General features: G+C 40.9%; 17 protein-coding genes. 3 read left to right on the top strand and 14 right to left on the bottom strand.

From position 1 onward, the window contains the following. Positions 1-6 precede the first annotated feature (6 nt). From P1X15_RS26525 to P1X15_RS26475, 11 genes are all read right to left on the bottom strand, one after another. The gene (locus P1X15_RS26525; protein WP_277341159.1) at positions 7-891 is read right to left on the bottom strand and encodes a CBASS cGAMP synthase; all 885 of its coding nucleotides are present in this window, start codon (positions 889-891) and stop codon (positions 7-9) included. Between the two features lie 235 nt (positions 892-1126). Continuing rightward, a complete protein-coding gene (locus tag P1X15_RS26520) occupies positions 1127-2332 on the bottom strand; it encodes a restriction endonuclease subunit S (protein ID WP_277341158.1) in 1206 nt (401 codons plus the stop codon). A 104-nt stretch (positions 2333-2436) separates the two neighbouring features. Further along, entirely contained in the window at positions 2437-2604 is a 168-nt protein-coding gene (locus P1X15_RS26515) for a hypothetical protein (protein ID WP_277341157.1), read from the bottom strand. An 11-nt stretch (positions 2605-2615) separates the two neighbouring features. After that, positions 2616-3065 (bottom strand): hypothetical protein, encoded by a 450-nt coding sequence (locus tag P1X15_RS26510; RefSeq protein WP_277341156.1) that lies wholly within the window; start codon positions 3063-3065, stop codon positions 2616-2618. Positions 3066-3081: 16 nt separating this feature from the next. Then, entirely contained in the window at positions 3082-4293 is a 1212-nt protein-coding gene (locus P1X15_RS26505; RefSeq protein ID WP_277341155.1) for a nucleotidyltransferase, read from the bottom strand. A 2-nt stretch (positions 4294-4295) separates the two neighbouring features. After that, entirely contained in the window at positions 4296-5456 is a 1161-nt protein-coding gene (locus P1X15_RS26500) for an SAVED domain-containing protein (protein ID WP_277341154.1), read from the bottom strand. 12 nt (positions 5457-5468) lie between these two features. Continuing rightward, complete coding sequence (locus P1X15_RS26495; protein ID WP_277341153.1) at positions 5469-6980, bottom strand: type I restriction-modification system subunit M; 1512 nt, start codon at positions 6978-6980, stop codon at positions 5469-5471. Beyond that, positions 6973-7551, bottom strand: coding sequence for a restriction endonuclease subunit S (locus P1X15_RS26490; protein WP_277341152.1), 579 nt, complete (start codon positions 7549-7551; stop codon positions 6973-6975). The genes P1X15_RS26495 and P1X15_RS26490 overlap by 8 nt, the downstream gene beginning before the upstream one ends. A 325-nt stretch (positions 7552-7876) precedes the next feature. Beyond that, the gene (locus P1X15_RS26485; RefSeq protein WP_277341151.1) at positions 7877-9292 is read right to left on the bottom strand and encodes a ThiF family adenylyltransferase; all 1416 of its coding nucleotides are present in this window, start codon (positions 9290-9292) and stop codon (positions 7877-7879) included. Further along, positions 9289-9639, bottom strand: coding sequence for a hypothetical protein (locus tag P1X15_RS26480; RefSeq protein WP_277341150.1), 351 nt, complete (start codon positions 9637-9639; stop codon positions 9289-9291). Before P1X15_RS26480 ends, P1X15_RS26485 begins: the two co-directional genes overlap by 4 nt. Positions 9640-9654: 15 nt before the next feature. After that, entirely contained in the window at positions 9655-10200 is a 546-nt protein-coding gene (locus tag P1X15_RS26475; protein WP_277341149.1) for a multiubiquitin domain-containing protein, read from the bottom strand. A 100-nt stretch (positions 10201-10300) separates the two neighbouring features. Here P1X15_RS26475 and P1X15_RS26470 point away from each other — a divergent pair, with 100 nt between their 5' ends. The 3 genes from P1X15_RS26470 to P1X15_RS26460 are packed head-to-tail and all read left to right on the top strand — an operon-like array spanning position 10301 to position 12157. Beyond that, a complete protein-coding gene (locus P1X15_RS26470) occupies positions 10301-10984 on the top strand; it encodes an RNA polymerase sigma factor (RefSeq protein WP_277341148.1) in 684 nt (227 codons plus the stop codon). A gap of 2 nt (positions 10985-10986) precedes the next feature. Continuing rightward, the gene (locus tag P1X15_RS26465; protein WP_277341147.1) at positions 10987-11337 is read left to right on the top strand and encodes a hypothetical protein; all 351 of its coding nucleotides are present in this window, start codon (positions 10987-10989) and stop codon (positions 11335-11337) included. A 4-nt stretch (positions 11338-11341) separates the two neighbouring features. Further along, the gene (locus P1X15_RS26460) at positions 11342-12157 is read left to right on the top strand and encodes an ImmA/IrrE family metallo-endopeptidase (RefSeq protein ID WP_277341146.1); all 816 of its coding nucleotides are present in this window, start codon (positions 11342-11344) and stop codon (positions 12155-12157) included. 1 nt (position 12158) lies between these two features. Here P1X15_RS26460 and P1X15_RS26455 read toward each other — a convergent pair whose 3' ends face one another. Genes P1X15_RS26455 through P1X15_RS26445 form a run of 3 tightly spaced genes read right to left on the bottom strand, consistent with a single transcriptional unit; the run spans position 12159 to position 19900 of the window. Beyond that, entirely contained in the window at positions 12159-17147 is a 4989-nt protein-coding gene (locus tag P1X15_RS26455) for a helicase-related protein (protein ID WP_277341145.1), read from the bottom strand. Next, positions 17137-17577 (bottom strand): DUF1896 family protein, encoded by a 441-nt coding sequence (locus tag P1X15_RS26450; RefSeq protein ID WP_277341144.1) that lies wholly within the window; start codon positions 17575-17577, stop codon positions 17137-17139. The genes P1X15_RS26455 and P1X15_RS26450 overlap by 11 nt, the downstream gene beginning before the upstream one ends. A 7-nt stretch (positions 17578-17584) precedes the next feature. Then, positions 17585-19900 (bottom strand): toprim domain-containing protein, encoded by a 2316-nt coding sequence (locus P1X15_RS26445; protein WP_277341143.1) that lies wholly within the window; start codon positions 19898-19900, stop codon positions 17585-17587. Between the last annotated feature and the right edge of the window lie 13 nt (positions 19901-19913).

The following is a 19913-nucleotide window of genomic DNA, read 5'->3' as shown; positions in this document are numbered from 1 at the left end:
AAAAGGTTAATAGGTGGGAAAATGTTTACCTAAATGCTTATGCCAAAGCTGGATTGCTTTCTCTTTCTTTGTTGTTTTAACAGCGATTTCTCCATCTTCTATTAGGGCATCAAGATGGTGAAAAAATGCCTGTCGCTTTGACAATGTATTTATATTTCTCAACAAGTCGTCATGTGGTTTTACGGGCATATTACAACTAAAACCCCTTTGAAGAGTTTGTCTGATATTTATGATGGTTGCTAAAAATGCTATATCATCTCGGCTGTGCTTTTCGTGATGGGTAGCTGCCAAAACAGTCATCGCTACTCCTTTGGGCATTTCAAAATCCTGTCCATAATGGGTTGCCCAACCTTTTAGGTAGCGAATAATGTGCGTCAATTGCACATTTCTACTGCCCTTATTGTCTTTATACCATGCCTCAAATTCGGTTGCATCACTCGAAATCCAACCGTTTCGAGTAGCCAATTGTGGATTGCGCTCTCCCCTTAGCTGTTCTAAATAGAAAATAGGTACATCAATGTGGATTTTTGATTCTTCACGATAAATTACTCTTACGCATTTATTCTTACGAGTAGGGGCATAAGTAGTACGTAAATCATAAAGAGCATCATATACTCGCTCAATCAGTGTAGCGGGCTGTACATTGGGTTTGGGATAAAAATAAATCCCAAAATCTATATCTACTGTATCGCCTTGCTTTCGAATCATGGTGCTGATGCTTTTTGAACCTTGTACCTTGAAGCCCTTTACATTATACCCTTCCCTTTTATCGAAATACTTTCTCAGTTGTTTTTCTACCCCATATTGGGCAGTTTTCAAGCGATTAAAGGTAGTTGGCGGTATATCCAAGTTACTCCGATAAGTAATGAATTGTTGATGACAATTTGCCATGACGTTGTCATTTTATAATTACTAAGTGTACACTTCGTTTTGTGTTTTAGGGTGATTTAATTGATTTTTACTGTACATTATGCAAAAATCATTGTACTTTATTTAGAAATGTTTAAGTATTTAAACACTTTTGCACTAAGCTGACTCGGTCTGACCCTTGTCTGTATCGGTCGGACTGCCGAAGCAGCCGCAACAATCAAAAAAGCTTTTGAGCCTTGGTTCGTAACCAGGGCTTTTATCTTGTTGTTACCCGCACTTTCCCCGTCAATAGCTGCTGCATCAGGCCTCGTTTTTGCGTTTTGAGTTTTTCCAAATACACCTCCGTTTGCCGTAGCTCCGCATCGGCAGCGTTCAGAATGGCGGCAATGCGGGTTTGCTCGGTGAATGGAGGTAGGTGTATTTTTAGTTTTTCAATATCACGTGAATACAAATGAACAACACTTTGTCCTTGTCCAAAGGCTCGAATCTGCTTTCTTACAAAAGCACTATTTATGATGTAAGAAAGAAAAATGCTATCACCACCCTGAGGACTGAAAATAATTAAATCGCCACCAGCATAAACCTCGTCAGTTCCAATAAACGCAACTGCTTTACCAATATCTTCAAGCGTTTCACCAGAGCCAGCAAAGAGAATATCATTTTGTTTAATTTGTTTACTTGAAGAAGCCGTCTGCTCCGAAATGAATGAATGATATTTTCTTATGACAAAATGATGAACTGTATAAATTTCTCCATATCGAATACATGGAATTCCATTTTCAATCAGTTCTTCTTTTGTTATGCCTGAACCCTTAGAAAAACTCCCCACCTCCCCCAACCTCACCTCTTTCCAGTCGGGTTTGGGGCTGAGGAGTTGTTGCATCAGTCCTTTTTTACGTTTTTGGAGAGCGTTGAGCAGGGCGTTGGTGGTTTGGAGGGCGGCATCCCAAGTACCCAAGATAGTCGCTATTTTCTGCTGTTCAGCCAGGGGGGGGAGTTTTACGGGAAGTCCTTTGATAAGTTCTCCGTTTAGATTTTCTTGATTTCCCACGTTACTTAGCCCTCTAATTTCTTCATAACGACTGGCTAAATTTTGAAAAACAAAATCTGTAATAGTCTGTCCATTGTTTAAAATAATTGCTGCACACGCCTGATTAGTAGCAGCTTCCATACCCAATAGTGCTACTTTACCCCGTGTTTTCCCTTGCCCATACATAGCCATCAGTATAGTACCAATTGGGAATAATTTGGCCGATGAATTTGACAAACCTTCTTCCGTAATATACTCTTCTGACTTTTCAATTACGTTAAAATCAATCAATGAAGTTGAAATCCAAGGATATTCACCATTCCAATAGCTGGGTTTACTTCTATCTGGTGTTCCACCTGATGTAATCTTCGCAATTTCCCCCAATTTTTTAAGGGACCAGCCGTTGGGGAGGGAGTTTTTGGGGTTGTGCATGGGTGTAAAATAGGTAAAGAAATTGGTTTTTTTGTTTACTTGTTTTGAGAATAGGTAAAGAAAAACGGCGTTTTGGTTACAGTTTAAGAACATTCATGATTGTTTCAAAAAGCCGTTGATTGATATAAATTGATAATGATGGCATTATTAGGGTTGGTTTGGGCAATACCTTTCAGTTCAGCCAATCTCTGATGTGCCTTAGCCGTTTTTTTCAATACTACTCTTGTTTCGATGTCTTGGGGTAGTGGCAGTAGCGGTATGGTGTACTCCATGTTGGGCTTGATTAGCGTTTCAATAATTTGGGTAGTAATACACTAAATCTTTTCTTTGATTCTACCTCTACTTTGATGGGTTGTTCGTGCTCAATTCCACCACCCTTCCAATCGCCAGTAGCTACCCAGTTTTCGTAATGATATAGCCATTCTGATGCCCAAGGGACAATGGTTCTTACAATCCACAAACCGCTGTGCCATTCGTTATTTTTGGGATAATAGAGACAAAGCTCCTGTTTGGTCTGTGAATATACATGAGGGAGTTCTTTGCCATCGGGAATAATTAACGGTGTATGTACTTTGGTAATTGGCGGTTTACCTTGAAAATACGTGACGCTTATTTGATAAAGTTGGCTGATAGGATTGGGTTGTAGGTAGCCTTTCCACCTAATACCCAAACCGTGTGCCAGCACCGTAAAATCAGACAAGGGGAACAAGGCTTTTAACCTTGCTCCCTGCATTATAGGGGTCAGCTTTTTAACCTTTATCGCTCCCATACGGATTGTGTTGGGTTACAGGTACACTTTTGGGAGTCTGTTGTGAGCTCAAAATGCCCGTTCCTGCCGCCATAAAGAGACGATTGGCTTCTCGTTCTTTCAACGTTTGTTCAGCTACCTCATTAAGGGCTTTTTTCACTATGTTTTCACCAAAGTACTGTTGCAACGGTACTGCAAGTTCGGGTAGTCCACGTTTTTGAGCGAGCTGGTCAAAGTCTCGCTTAGCTCGGTTGAGCCATTCAAAAAACAATTCTTCCTTTTCGGGGTTTTCTGCCCATTTATCAGCAAAGTTTTCAAGTGGATTTACGGGATTTTTAACAACTTTATTACCTTGCTCATCCAGCTCGATAAAACTTGCCATTCGGCTCAATACATTGCGTAGGGCTACAAAAATATCGGTTTCATTTTGGTAGGCTTTGGCCGCAAGGGTGGTGATTATTATTGAAATGGGTGAATTGGGGTTATCTCCATAGCGCAAATCTCGGTGCCGCTTCAAAAGTTGCACTACCCGTTGTAGAGGGGTTTTTACTCGGTACTCAGGTACATCGTCCACACTCATTTTCATTTGTTCCGCCAAAAGCATACGTCGGCGATCAAACTCCACTTTCATAGTCTGTAAAAACCACAGTGCGTAACCTTCGGGATTACTTTTGGGAAAATCAATATCGGTATCCCACATTTCATTGTCAGTAATACAAAGGGCATAAACGGCCAGCGAACGAGGTACGGCCAGTTGTGTAGTGAGTTGTTGAATATACTGAGCGCTGTCGGGAATAGACGGTACGATGTCTAAATGAAAACGAAATTGGTCATTGTATTGCAGTCGCCAACATCTCCGTTTTTCGGGCGCAAGCATACGCTTGTAGGTTTCATTTGCTTTCAGGCGGTCACCTACTACTTTTTTTAACCACTGTTGCGAAATTTGGCTTTCAGAAATATGTAGTTTACAGGTCAAATCAACGTCGTATTCTTCATCTTCCAAAAGCGGACGAATCACTGTGCCGTACCTAAATGACCCTTGTGGGCTAATATGTGGGCGGTAGGGTCTTAATGGAGAATCGGGGGCATCTAACCAACTTGCTACGGCTTGGTAACTGCGGGTAGCAATTTCATACTGGTTATCGGTAAGGTCTAATTTTTCGGCAATTTTATCAAGAATTTTGCTGTACTCTCTGTCTATTTCTGGGGTCATTTTTAATCAATTTTGATTGTTTGGTAAAACCCACCAGCTGGGTTTTGAAAATTTTGGTCGTAAACGAGCATCGGCAAGTCTGCCTTCGGCATTCTTACTCTTCCCAATTCAATTGCCATGGCACTGGGCATTGCAGGGAATACGTGAATGAGGTTATTTTGACCATGGCGGGCCTTTATTTCATTCAAGAGCAATCGCAATTCCGTTCTAAACCGTGCCAATTGCTCTCTGTTTCTCAGAAAGTCATTGTTGGGTTTGTTCACTGTAAATGTCCAAATTGAACATTCCTCACCTAATACGCTCACGATACGGTCTTCCGTAATCGTAGCGCTCAACGCAAATACCAAAGCAACGGTTGGGTAACTATTTTGAGGTTTAATTACCTCAAAAGTTACCTCGTCCATTTCATTCAACCACTTCCATGTTTTCGGCTCTCGATGAAGCTGATAAACCTCCGTTGGGTGTAATTCACCCAATAGGCTACCCAGAAGAATCAGTAAGGGCTGGGGAGCTAACCCAAAGACTGATAGGTGTTTAATTGTACCTGATTGCCTTTGGCGTTTTACGTAATTATCAAAATTTATCCGCAAGTTCTCCTCTTCACATTCCCAAAATCGTTGAGTATGATCAAGGATTCCACTATTTGTCAACCCAAGTTCTATTCCCTTTTGGCTTGATGGATAATGTGTGTCAATGATTGTTTGATGTGCCATTTTATAGCACAGCGGTGAATCATGCTTTCCTATGTTTGCTCCAAAAAGCAAGATTTCACTATGCTTATCTTGATCTATTCCTGTTTGTCTCTCAATCCGTTCTTCATGGATTTGTTTCATTTTGAGAAGTACATCTTCTGGATAATTTTTGCCTCCAATACCTTTTTCGTCAACTCTATTGTGACAATCAGCGCATAACAACATCAAATTGCTATATTCAGTACAAAGTAGCTTCGACTTTATCGGATCTCCACGTTCTCCACCTTCTTCTGCCGCAACAATGTGAGCTACGTATGCTTTATTACATTCTTTCATTGTTATATCATCCCTCCAAAGTTGCTTGTTACAACCTTCAAACTGACATCTTCCAGCTGCTTTAACCCAAAGCCTTAAAATTGTTTTAGGAGGTATGGGGGTTCTATTTTTTTCTTTTTTCGTAACTGTTTTCATGGCTATAATTATTTAAAATCCTAATTCCTGCAAATAGGCTTTCATTTGCTGCTTAATATCGGTCAATCGGTTTTCAAGATTATCAATCTCGTTTTGGGTGGCTTTCAGGTCTATTTCGGGTTCTTCCTCGAAGGTGTCCACGTAGCGGGGAATATTCAAGTTATAATCGTTTTGGCGTATTTCCTCAATATCAGCACGGTAGGCATACATAGTTTCAATAACTCCTACCTCTGATTTGGACGTTTGAAACGCTCTGTATGTTTCTGTAATATGATTGATATTTTCGAGGCTGAGTGAATTTTGGTTTTTGCCTTCTACATATTCTTTGGAGGCATCAATAAAGAGCACATCTGAGGTTTGTTTGCCTCTATTAAACACCATGATGGCAGTAGGGATACCTGTCCCGAAAAATAGATTGGCAGGCAAACCAATGACGGCTTCGAGCACGTTGTCTTCGATAAGTTGCTGGCGAATCTTGCCTTCGGCTGCACCTCTGAACAACACGCCATGAGGCACAACTACACCCACTTTACCTTTGCCTTCGTAGGCAGTTTCTATCATGTGGCTAATAAAGGCGAAATCACCTTTTGATTTTGGTGGAACTCCCCGCCAAAAACGATTATGGCGATCATGACCTGCATCTTCGGCTCCCCACTTATCGAGTGAAAATGGCGGATTGGCTACCACAATGTCATACTTCATCAGGTTGTCGCCTTCCAGCAATAGCGGGTTATTGATAGTGTCGCCCCAACGGATGGTAGCATCGTCCATACCGTGCAAAAACATGTTCATACGGGCAAGCGCATACGTTGAGCCGTTTACCTCTTGGCCGTAGATGGAGAAATTATTAGAGCCAATTTTTTGAGCGACTTTAATCAATAAAGAACCAGAACCGCAAGTAGGATCACAAATGCGATTACCAGGCTGGGGGTTCATTAAGGCTGCCAAAAGCGTAGCGATTGGTGAGGGGGTATAAAACTCCCCTGCCTTCTTACCTGCGTCAGAGGCAAAACGTTCAATCAAAAATTCATAAACATCGCCAATAACATCAGCCGACTCCAAATGAGATGGCGTGAGATCTACATTTTTAAAGTCTTCGATGAGGTTTTTCAGTCGTCTGTTACGGTCTTTGGTCTGCCCTAAATTGGCCTCTGAATTGAAATCAATATTCCGAAATACGCCTTCGAGCTTAGTGCGGTTCGAGTCTTGCAACTCTTCCAGTGCTTCGTTGATGAGTTCGCCAATGTTGGGTTCGCTGCGATTAGTATAGAGATAATCATATTGGCAATGTTTGGGCAATTGGAAACGCTCGTTTCGCATGGCTCTTTCGGTCCGTTCGATGTTGCCATCGTAGCGGTTCAGATGGTAGTTATAGCGGTCTTTCCATAAGTCGGACAGGTACTTCACAAACAGAAAAGTCAAGATATAATCTTTGTACTGACTGGGGTCTATTACACCCCTGAATGTATCACAGGCTTTCCAAACGGTATTGTTGATTTCGGCTTGGGTAATGATTTTAGACATGATCTTGGGTTATGATTTGAGTGAATATCCCGTGAAATAGTTGTTCTTTTTTTTCCAGTAATTGAATTGTAATTGCTCGTTCCTGTTGGTAAATGTGGTGCAATTGAATGATTTCTTTTTGCTCAGCCAACGAAATTGTAGGTACAGGCAGCTCTTGGAACTCTTTTTTGTTCAAAACAGGCACAGTCAAAGTAGAGCTAATCATGGCTTTTATTTTTGACTGAGTTGCTGGGTGATTCAGATAGATGGCAAGAAACTGAGGCAAGATGGTTGTATCTTGTAGTCGAATCACAAAAAACAGCGAAGAAGCCACGGCAGGCAAATGATGTTCATTGATATGAAAAGCAGCATTTTTTAGCCCTTTGGCTGGTAAAAGTATGTCGCCAGAAGTTAAGAATTGTCTTTCGTTATTAATTTCAGTTGGGTTTATATAAGTTTTATCTTTGCCTAAAACCAGATTTCCATTGGCATCAAAGTCACCAATTTGCAAGTACAACACCCCGCCGGTTGTGCTTCTTTCTTTGGCATACAGACCAAAAAGGATTTCCGCTATTTCTTTAATTGGTTTCATAGTTTCTTAACAATACAATGATAATTTTTAGTTCAAAAATTTTAAATATTTTTTATTTTATTTTTATGTAATGATTATTTTTGACACAATCATTAGACTGAAACCCTTCTGAGAGAGCTTGGCAGGCATATAATTTTCAAAAAAATGTGTACTTGTTGCTGACAGACGATAACCGACTCCGAAATTGTGCTTCATTGGATGGTATCGAAGCCTGTGGTATCCTTTGGATTTTGGATGAATTGTTATCGGCAAATAAGCGACTATCCAGAGATGAATGTTTAAAAAGATTGGAAAGGTGGGGCTAATTTCTACTTTGTCCGACTTATTAGTGATTTTTTCTTGCTACTTCTGCCACTTCGTGTTCACCAAATGGCTTAACACTTATCAAATCACCTTTTCCCAATATTTGATTAAAAAAACAATCAGGTTCGCATCCATTCATAGAAACATTTTCGGACGTTCCTGTCATAAAATGATAGATTTGCTGCCCTAATTTAATTCCAGAGGGTGCTATGACAAGACTCAACAACTGCATAACTTCCATAGAAGCCAAATGAGAACTAAATACGAAAACATTCTCGTGAGAATCAACAACTGATTTATCAAGTAATCCTTCTATATAATTAGAATCATCAAGCAATCCCTGTCTTTCCAAATTAGCCCAGTGGGTTTCATACTGACCTGAACATTCCAGACAAGTCCGACCAACGCCAACCGTTTGTGTTTTCCAATCAGCACCCTTGATAACAGTATTCTTGGTATTTGTTCTCACCTTAATACCTCCATCTATAACTGGTATCAAATGGGCATAAGCAATAAAATTCAATACCTGTCTCGGCCAAGGTCGATCCACGCAACTAAACAATACATCGCAATCAAGTGATGCTCGAAAACCCATTTCCTCACAAATACTGAACTGATATTTATCAATGTGTATCTTTTCGGAACTGGCACTTCGTTTGAGAGATTTGGCAATCACATCAACTTTGGGTTTACCGATATCCTTGGGATAAACACCTACCAAGCGATCAAGGTTTTTTTCTTCCACTCTATCAAAGTCAATAAGCACAAATTTAGTAAGCCCCATTCGGCTAAGTACTTCTGCTACCATACTGCCAACACTACCCAAACCAACAATACCTATTTTTAATTGTGATAGCTCTTTTTGAGTCTGTTCTCCCCATGCAGAAATTGTTCTTATTTGTCGCTTAGGATTTATATGACTTTTCTGTTGTGGCAAGAAAGAAACTGATAGTTTTTTTCCTACAACTTTCACATTCTCACACCAAAGTCGATAATAAAATCGTCGTTTTATGGGATGCTTTCTCCAAAAACGAGCACTCCAAACCTCATCAATACCCAATGTCATTCCAAGTAATGGTAATTGTGTAGCCCCATATACCGTAGGACTGAGGCATTTTTCTGCGATTATATCATCTCTACTCATTCCTTGCCAGCCCTTAGCAGGATGGGAATGCAAAAATGCCAGCCCTTCACCCCTAATTTTAGCAATTTTCAAGGCTCTCTCAACATATTTGGAGAAAAAGGTTACATTACCATGCACTTCTCTATCCCCAGCTTCTGGTACTATGATAGAGGTTATAATTGCAGTAAAACGATTTATTCCACTGCTTGGTGCGTAAGTAACAAAACATAAATCTTCTTGGCCGTCCAGACGAATCAAGTGCTGCACTAATCCTTGATGCAATTCTTCCGTCAAAACTACGCTTCCTTCTTTCATAAATGGAACAAAAGATTTCGCAAATGCCCAAAGTAAGCCTTGACACTATGATTGGTTCTGTTCCAATCCGCAAATGGTCGACTCCAATAATGCCATTCGGTACCAAAATTATTATGGTTGATAATTTGATTATCTGGATTTATCCAACCAGCAGATATTGACTTAAAGTGTGGACCAGTCGGGCAATTCATTGGAAAGCTATCATCCACTTCCAGGCCAAGCCATACTTTCTTGCCAATATTCTTGCCTACTGATGCTTGATACTCAATAGTCAACTTATTACCCCCAAGCTCGACAGGCGTGTACCCAAGCTCTTTCAGTTCGTTGATAAAATCTATCCTTGCCATAGTTGCTTTCTGGGGTTAAGAAACTGGCATTGGCCCACTAAAAACACTAACAAATTGCATCCCAGCACAAATCATCTCAATTGGTTCCTCAGGAATAGATTGATACGACTTCTGTGTACCATCATCTAAAACTTGTACCAGAAAATAATCGCTGGGATTCAATCCCGCTGCCTTCAAAATTTCATTTGGAGTCATTTGGGATTTATCAGTCATTTCTGGTTCGGCATCAAGGGTGTAATTAAAAACCTCAGGCCCTTTGGTAACAAATCGCTCAATCCCAATTTTGGTCAAATCTACAACTTCATCCAAACTGATTTTTTCAAAATCACACCCTTTAAATTTCTGGTAAAGAGAAAAACATTTAACAGGCACATGCCCTGTTTCTTTCAAAATCTCAAAACCTATTACCCTCTCTTTTGTGAAAATATGGGGGTGTTGATCAACTAAAATACGGTACTTTTTTTCTTTGGGAGGCATAATACCTTTCTCCGCAAAAAGTGCTACATCTACAATGTCCTCTTGTTCTTGCAAGTCGGATGTAATCAAAGTTTCTTGTCTCATTTTATTTTATCGTTTATTTATAAAAGAAAAAACCGTGACAAATCAGATTGTCACGGTTAATACTTATATTTATGTGTGATAACACCGATACGAACTTAATATGTCGCAGATAATCGAAGATTTAAAAAAGGAATCGGATGAAGATTTGCTGGTCTATATATCTATGGTTGATGAGCCAGAAGTTAGAAACGTAGCTTTCACTGAGTTTCATCGCCGCTTCAAGGATTTTCTTTGGAATTTAATCACACAAATCTGTTCCTCTCATTACGATTCGGACGATTTGGCAAAAGCTGTTTTTCAAAATACATTGATTGCTGTTTATCAATACAGCCATACTTTCGATACAAATGGCGAAACTAACAGAGAACAAATAGCTAAAAAGCTATACGGTTGGTTGGCAACAATTGCCAAAAATGAAACAAAAAGACTTTTGTTAGAAAGTACAAATACCATCAACCGACAGGAAGATGATAGTATAGCATATCAAAACATGATTGCCAATGCGAAACAATCAGTTAAGAATACTTCTAAATATTTAGCTGCTGTTGAATCTGCTGTAAAACGACTTAGTGAGCGAGACCAACACATTGTTTTGACTTATTGGCAGTATTATGAACACGGAAATGGCTCACAAGCCAAAAATATGCCAGTAAGGGTTTTAGACGAACTGGCATCCAAGTATAGTACCACGAAGGCTAACATTCGTAAAATTATTGAGCGTGGAAATAAAGCCATTAAAGAAGACTTGGCTTCTTCTATTCCCAACCTCCAAACAACTCTGTAACCATGATACTTGATGACAACGAGACCCTATCTGGTGGTTTAGGGCCAGAATTTCAATCGGCATTAAGGAGTTTAGGCTATCTCTTTCCCGAAAATCCCGAAGAGCTTGACGATTTGATGACAAAGATAACTCAATTGCCTAAAAAGCCATTACCCCCAGAGCTACAAGATCCTATGCAACTACTTGCACAAGGACGGGTTAAACTCACAAAAATTTATAATTTAGGTGCTGATAGAACTATCCAAGAAAACTTGGCACAAGCTGCACGTGACGGGAAAGAAATTCCTGACGAAATATTAAAGTTGATGGAAGACGACAGAAAGAAAGCAGAAGACATTAAGAGAAACGATTAGATTTATGCTCACTTTTATGCGAAAGCGTCAAATTGCCCAATATGCAGATGCTGCAACATCGTATTATTTCAATCGTTACCCCGTTGATTCAGAAGTTATTGCCCAAGAGGAATCCATTACATTTTCTTACGGTGACTATGGTGATTATTTTGACGGGTTACTGCAACACAAATGTGGTAGTTTTCACATTTTTATTAACCTCAACCGATTAGAGTTACCTTACAAACCAAGAACTCGTTATACATTCGCTCATGAGTTAGGTCATTACTTTATTGATGAACACCGTATCGCCTTGCAAAATGGGTTGGTTCCATCACATCCTTCATTTAATCAACTAATTAGTTCTAAAAACCCTGTTGAAAAAGAAGCTGATTTCTTTGCATCTTGTTTGCTTATGCCTGAAAGATTTATGAGGCAAGAATGCCAAAGGAGACCATTAAGTTCAACCCTTATACAGCATATACAAGACACTTTTAACGTGAGTACAACTGCGGCAATTTTTCGATATTTCGAATTAAGTATGTTTCCCATGTCAATAATTTGTTGCAAAGAGGGGAAAATACTTTGGAGCATGCGAACGGATGATTTTACCTTTAAATGGCTACCCCAAAAAGGGGATTCTGTACCTATAAATACTATTGCAGGGGATTTTTTTAATGGTAGGAGCAAAAGTGAAAATGAGGAAATTGTTTATTCTGACGATTGGTTTCCTAATAATACCAGAGATAACGATACAGAGCTTTATGAAAAGTGCTATTACCTTAATGCAAATACAATCATAAGTCTAATCTGGGTCAGAGAACGTAGAATTTCATATTAACTTACCCCACCTTCACCCCCATCCTTTTCTCTTCTTTCTTCTCCGAAACCTTCTCCGTCAAAGACTCCTGAATCTTCCTTTCGATTTGTTGCAAGTCTTGGCGAAGCTGTGAGAGTTCCTGCTTATGCGGCCACAGCTTAGATACAAATTCTTTCAGTTGGTCAATGTCTTTTTTGAAATCTACTAACCGCTTTTTCTGGTCTTCGGCAATTTTAGGAATTTTTTCGAGGGCATTATGAACAAACTGAGCCGCAATTTCGGGCGTTCGGGGCATTTGTCCGCTGTTGTGCTGGTACTTAATGCCATTGGGAGAAACGACTGAAAAATGGTTTTCTCGCTGAGGATATCCCTCCACAAAATTGGTAATCGTCGTTACTTCTAACTTAAAGCCGTGCAACTCTCCTACCACTTTGGGTTCGGCGTTGCGGTTATTTTTGTCAATAATGATGAGTTTTTTACCGATTTCTTTGGGGTCTTTACTGTCCAAATCGGGGATAACGAGCTGTCCTTTTAGCTTCCCATTTTCGACATAAGCGTTTATTTTTTTGAGATGAATTTGGTCGGCCTCCACTTTTTTCAATTGCGTTTCTCCTTTGCCTGCTTGCCGTTCCTTTCCTTCTAAACGCTGTTTTGCCTGTACCACATCTTTGTTGTAAATCAACAAATCTGATTCTAATCTACCCAATCGCTTCTCAATCTTGGCTTTTTCCAATAAATCGGTATTGCCCGACAAAATGGCGATGTACTCGCTAAAATTCATGCCGTTTTTCTCGTCCAAACTTCCTTCGTCAATCCGTCGGGTGGCCAGATTGGAGTTTTTGATTTGGCTTATAAACAACGATTTGTTCTGCAACAGGTTGAACTTGTAGTTATCCAACGTCTTTTCGACGGCATACACATAATTATAAACTTCGTTGCCATACACTTTGGCAATCTCGTTTCCTTTCCTAACTCCTCTTCCTATACGTTGGTCGAGTTCTGAGGGTTTCCAAGGAATGTCTAAGTGGTGCATGGCCACGATGCGCTGCTGCACGTTCACGCCAGTTCCCAACATTTCAGTCGAACCTAACAGGATTCTTACTTTGCCTGCATTAGTATCAGCAAACAATTTGGTACGCTGGGCTTCATTTTTGCACTCTTGAATAAATTTAATTTCGTTGGGCGGAATGTGGTAATCTTCTACCAGCTTTCGTTTCAATTCGCTATATACGTTCCATTGATGAGGTTTATAGGTTCCCAAATCCGAGAAAACCAACTGTGTTCCTTTGTGCTGTTTGGTTTGCTGGTAGTGTTCGGCCATTTTCTTAGCGCATTGGCTTACTTTATTATTGGGGTGGTCATCGTAATTGGGGTTAAGCAGTCGCATATCCAACGCCATTTTCTTGGCATAATTGGTCGCAATCAGCATCTTCGCTGCTTCTTCGCCTTCGCTTAGTTTAGGCCTGCCGAGCAAAGTCGCATCACCCGTTTCGGCAAACTTCATCAGCTTATGAATAAAATCTTCCTGCTGCGGGGTGGGCGGCACATGAACAAGCTTTTGGTTCAATTTTGGACGTTCAATTCCAATCATATCCGCCGTTCTAAAATCGGTAATTTGATTGTAGAACATGGCCAGTTCAGGAACTTTGATGAAATAACGAAAGCGTTCTTTCTGAATCAAATTGTTGGTCACCGAAAATTCAAAATCGGTGGTTTTCTTCGCATATACCGCTGCCCAAGCGTCAAAATTGACGATATTCTGCTTTTGTAGCTCTTTGGGACGCAGGTACTTGAATATCAAATACAGCTCAGTCAATGAGTTGCTGATGGTTGTCCCCGATAAAAAAGTGGCGCATAAGTCTTTGTCTTTTCGTTGCTGCATGGTTCGGATGGCGTACAGTAAGTTGATAGCCTTCTGGCTTCCTTCTTGATTACCTAAGCCCGCAACTCGGTTGTGACGGGTCGTAAACATCAGGTTTTTGAAACGGTGGCTTTCGTCAATAAACAAATGGTCTATACCCATCTGCTGAAAGTCGGGAACGTCGTCTTTTTTTTCTTTGAGTTGGTGATTGATACGGGACATTTCTACCGTCAGATTGGCTTTGCGTTTTTCCAAACCTTTCAGGGCTGCTTTGGATACTTCGTTGTTTTGTTGACGCATTACTTCCAAATCCAACTCGACGTTCGTTAATTCGGCTTGGACGGTTTTTTGCTGGATTCTGGGCGATTGGGGGATTTTACCAAACTGGTCGTGGGTCAAAATAATGCAATCCCAATTATTATTTTTGATGTCGTTGAATAGCTTGACTCGGTTTTCAGGACTAAAATCACCAGCCTGTGGATACAATAATTTGGCTTCGGGATAAGCAGATTGGAAAGTTTCGGCTATCTGATGCACATTGGCTTTGAGACCGATAATCATGGGTTTATTAACGACTCCTAATCGCTTCATTTCGTAAGCCGCTACGCACATAATCAGGGTTTTTCCCGAACCTACTTCGTGGTCGGCTACGCCCCCTTCGTTTTGCAACAACATCCACACGGCATCTTTTTGACTTTGATATAAACTCGGGATACCCAAGTTTTTATAATTGAGGTGCGGAAATTGTTGATGCTGACCGTCGTATTGGGGTTTCACATAGCAGTTAAACAGTTGGTTATAACACTGTTCTATGTCGGTTTTGAGCTCTTTTGGTTGCTCACTTAACCAGTTGGGAAACTGATTACGAATCTGCTCAATCTTACTCGCCGCCAGTTGGGTTTTCTCCTGGTCTTTAACCGTCACTTCTTGTCCTCCATCGTACAACTTTTTAGTAATATGTGGATTGGTGTTCAGTAAGGCATATTCAGCTAAATCAAGACCGTCGTAGGTGCGGGTTTGGGCATTAACGGCAAATTCTGTGGTAATTTTGGCATTGCTTTGGGTACTTCGGGAGGTGCGTACCGTAAATGTGTCAGTGGATGGGGCATATTGAATCCGAATAGGAATGTCGAACAAATGACTTAAATAATCCTGATATACCTGTGTCGGAATCCAACGTTCACCAAAGTTGAATTCCAACAATTCAAAAGGGACTTTTTCGGGTTGATTTTCCTGTAATGCCGCTTGGGTTCTGAGAGCTTCGGTGTGGTGAGGATTCGTTTCGCAGTAGTCTTCAACGGCTTGTAGTTTTTCAAAAACGTTGCCCGATAAAAGCATTTCACGGGTTTGGTATTCTTCCCGGATCGGGTTATACAGCAAACGGTCTTGCAATTGGTTCAGCAGCTTTTCTTGGCTTTGGCCACTGATTTCCTGCATGTATTCTACATTCACTTTCCCAAACCAATTCAACGAGGCAAGCAAGGCATCCTCGGCGGTTTCGATGCGTTGTTTTTTGGAGAAGGCAACAGGTTGCTCGAAAATATCGGCTTTGATAAATTGTCCGTCTTTGACTCGTTCCAAGGCCAACAGTTCTTTGCCTTGCGAGTCCAGTAGGACTACCCCTACGTTTTCTTTACGATTTAATTCGCCATATTGGGCAGTGAATTGGTCATACGATTCATTGAGTAATTGTCGTAAACCTGCATTTTCGGCTTGAAATTCCTGCTCAAAGTTATACAGTAGGTAGTAGTTATCTCGAAGCTGAATCAGGCTCTTAACTTTTCCCTGTTGGGTTTTTGAGAATTCAAGAGGGCGAAAAAGGGGATTTTTCTCCGCCAATTCATAGACCTTGCCTACTTCCCCATTTTGTTCCACCAATGAGCCTTCTTTCAGGTGAGGATATTTTATACCCTCAAAGGGTTGAGGTTCAATGACTGGCGTTGGTTGAATCGTGGCAAAAAGGTCTAATTGCGGCGTAAGCGGTGCTTTACTAATTGAAACACTAGCTTTTGCTGTTGGTACAACGATTTTGAGGTGCTGATCAAAATCCTCGTCCAGCATTTTTTTCAATGCTTGCCCTATGGCTTCGGTGCCACCTTGATGGGTAAAAATTTGGGCGGGTTTTCCGTACTGGTCAGTATCAAATTGCAATTGGGTATGAACAATGCGGCTGAGGTCTTCATAATATTGGTTACCGGGATATTCTCGGCGAGTGCTTTGGATAAAAAGTCGCTCCCGCTGGCTCAGGCTCGTTTTTTGCGTGTCTTTTTGCAGGATAATTAAATCGCTGCCAACGCTTGTACCTGCAAAGTCAGTGAACAAATTGTGGGGCAAACGAACCGAACTTACCAGATGGGTATTCCGCATCAAATACTGCCTAATTGGCTCATTACTTGGGCTATTCATCAAAGCATCGGTCGTCAAAAAGGCCACTACCCCACCCTCTTTGACCACATCCACGGCTTTGACAAAAAAATAGCCGTGCAGACTGCGGCAGGCTTGTCGTTTGGTTTTGTCTTTGCTATTGGCAAAGGCAGCATCCCACACAGCCACATCTCCAAAGGGAATGTTAGAGGCAACTAAATCAAATGTATTCAGGTAGCGACTGTTGATGTCTTCAAACCCTTGTTGTTTAACTTGTTTTTTACCGTGTAGGGTTTCTAACAGTGTCGCTGTCAGCAGGTCTTTTTCAATCAAAAGGGGATTAGAAAGCGGCAAACCGACTCGCTGAAAACCATCCGAGAACTGCCCCAATCCTGCCGAAGGGTCTAAAAAACCATTTACCTCGAATCCCGTATTTCGTATAGCTTCGCCCAGAGCTTCAATTACCGCAGGTGGTGTGTAAAAACTTGTCAATACGCTGTTTTTGAGGCTTTGCCAGTATTCCTCAACCCGTTGTTCTCCTACTTCATTTTCTATTGTTTCCCACAGGGTTTGTACGTAAGGTCGTAGTTCTGTATCTGCTTTGGTTTGCCAAGTGCTGTCGTCTTCTAATGGCAAAAGAATAGCTTTTATTCCTCCAAATCCTGCATATTGCCGAATGAGTTCCGATTGTTCCTGCGTTGGGGCTTTACCCATTTTTTGTAATTGCAACGCAAGGCGAATTGCCTCGGTATTTTGTAAAAGGTGGTGTTTGGGATTAAACGCCATGCGTCTGAATCAATGTTTCAAGTTGGCCGATAATTAAATGGTAGCAGAGTCGCTGATTCTCGCCTGTGTCTGATTCTTCGTAATTTTTCACCAACTTTTCAAGCAAGGGGCAAATGGTGATGAGAAAGCTTTGCCGTTTCTCTGATGCGATTAGTCTTTGATAGTCAGGCAGAAACTCGGTTTCGAGCAAGTTATTCAAAAATGTATATATCGAGAAAGACAGCCCATTGGTGAGGTCAGCAATGGCTACCTCTTGGGCTTGTAAAACATCCTTACCTGATAATCGTTCCTGCTCAAAAATAGAAGCAGCTTGATTTACCCGCTCTGAAACAAGATTTTCTATTTCTTCCGTGGTGAGTTTAGCCAGCACATCGGGAAACTCGCTTTGCAGATAGCTTTGTAAGTATAGGGTAAAGTAATCCTGTTCCATTTTTTTATCAAAAACCAATTTTGTTCTTTCCCTGTCCAAACCCTTGTGATTCAGCATTTTTTATTTCCTCCTGTTTTGATTTTTGAATCTCTTGGTAAGGTTTAATTGTGGGCGGTGCGGGCAATTTAAGGTTATGAGAAGGAGGTAAGGCTTGACCGTTACGTTCTCTCAACACATCGTTCAAATCTTTTTGCTGACGAGTTGGACGCACGATTTGAAACAGTTTTTGTTCTTGCCGTTTTTCTATTTCATCGCTTATCCTATTCAGTGCTTTGGTCAATAATTTAGTGTCATTCGGAAAGTGAATAATCGTACGGGTAATCATGTATTTCATGTTTTCATCCAACATCGTTTCCCGCTGAAACTCATTGATTTTCTTTTCTTTATCGTTCAAATCCGTGCTGTATCTTTTCACGAACAAGTTCATGTCTTCGACCAAATCTTTTATGAAACCTTCGTTTAGTTCCTGCGCTTTTCTTGCTCCCAACGCTAAGGGGTAGCGAAGCTCTAAATTCAACCGATTTGTTCCGACGGATTCTTGGTTTTCAGTATTCTCTTCCGTTTTTTTTGTTTGCTGATTGGTAGGCGATGAATACGTCAGGTAGGGCTTAATCTTCATCTCGGGGTTTTCGGACGGGTGGTCTAAGGCCAAGTAATTCACCGCAAATCGTAGCCCCGCATTATCGCCATCCTGTGCAATCACTAATTGAGCTTGTGGATTTCGATTGAGGATTTCTTGCAAAAAAGCCACTTGTTTCCCGCCAGGCTGCCCACCTGTTGCTACGTAAAAACGTCGTTCATCGGCTTGTTCAGGGTTCAATTGTTTTAACGAAATCGCATCAATGGCTGATTCTGAAATGACAATTCGTTGAACAGGAACTTCATAAAACCCTGTTTTTGCTTGCTCAATGGGTAGAATAACATGCTTCTCTTCGCCTAATTCTCCATATAAGAACACTACATTTTTAGTATCTTGGCGATAAATTGTACCAATAGTACCTTGTGGAATTTCTTGCCCTTTGTCAAATTTCAGTAATTCTTTTGCCTCAAAAAAACGATTTGAATGCCATAATGCCTCTCCTCGCTCCCCTTCGGGAAATGCTTTGTAAGCCAAATTTCGAATGTCCATTGACGCAATGTTTCCGTCACGGACATACATAGGAAAGGCCGTATTCACATGCCGAATCACACCTGTATCAAACGCCACATTTTTGATTCGCCCCTCAAATTCTTTGGAAAAAAGCACCTCTTTTGTAATAGTCCGACCTTCCAAGTATTCAGTATCAGTTAGCGGGGCAATCTGATATTTGCTATACAAATCCTGCTCACGGAGCAGCGTATCTTTCAAGAAATAATTGGCAGGGACTTCAATCATTGGCTCAACCATACGCTTCTTTTCAGCGAATCCGTCTTGCATCATGATTGAGTCAATGGTCTGAAAAATATGGCGATAGTTCCCGTGTTCCATCCGCTCCATAAACTTAAAAATATCCCCTTTAAATTGCGGATCGTTTAAGTCTACAAAAAACTTTGTTCCGTAATCCTTTACGGCTGCTACTGCCAAGCGTTGCTTATCGCCTTTGATTCCAGTTTCGTAAAGCCGCCAAGCATCGTTGGGGCGAGACTTCTTTTTGTCTAACTGATAACCATAGTGTTGCAATACAATTTCTAAATCTAAATCCTGCTTTATTTGGCTCAAATCTCGGGTCATACGTCCGCCTTTTCGTTGAGTTTGGGATGATATAGCTACCTTATCTTGCGCCGTAATTTCGCTACCATCAAGCTTTTTTAAGGTCAAATCATTTTTAACAGCAAATCGCTCAATAGTTTCCAGATTCCAAGCCTTATGAACCGACTTTGACTCTCTGACATTGTGATACAAGTCGTTCAGATTTAACTGCTTGTACCCAACAGAGCCATCTAATTTACCCGTTTGACTTGGCAAATACGCTCTACCTTTCTCGCTTCGTTGATAGACTTCTTTAAACTCGGCAGGATGAAAACCACTGATTGCAGGGTAAACAGCAACTCGAACTTCACCACTGCCCAGCGTTAAAATACGTTTGGCTTCTGGATTGGTAACGACGCTTGGGGGCAATTGGGTGATACTCCTGGCCCCGTACATATTTTTGATGGCCTTATTGCATCTTTCAACATTATCGGGTGTAGGTTCAATCCAGAGTTGAACATTTCCAATGGTGCGGCTATTATCAATGCCATTTAAAGCAAAATCACCGAATGCGATGTAGCGCACTGCTTCTTTGTTTAAATGTCGAAGGATGGCTAATTGCTCTCTCGAAGCTCGGTTTTTGACATCTTGCATGGTCTTTTCGGAC

Origin of the sequence: Runella sp. MFBS21, assembly GCF_029433105.1 — a bacterium.
Taxonomy (GTDB): domain Bacteria; phylum Bacteroidota; class Bacteroidia; order Cytophagales; family Spirosomataceae; genus Runella.
Note: the sequence above shows the minus strand (reverse complement) of the source record. Positions and strands in the feature narration are given on the sequence as shown.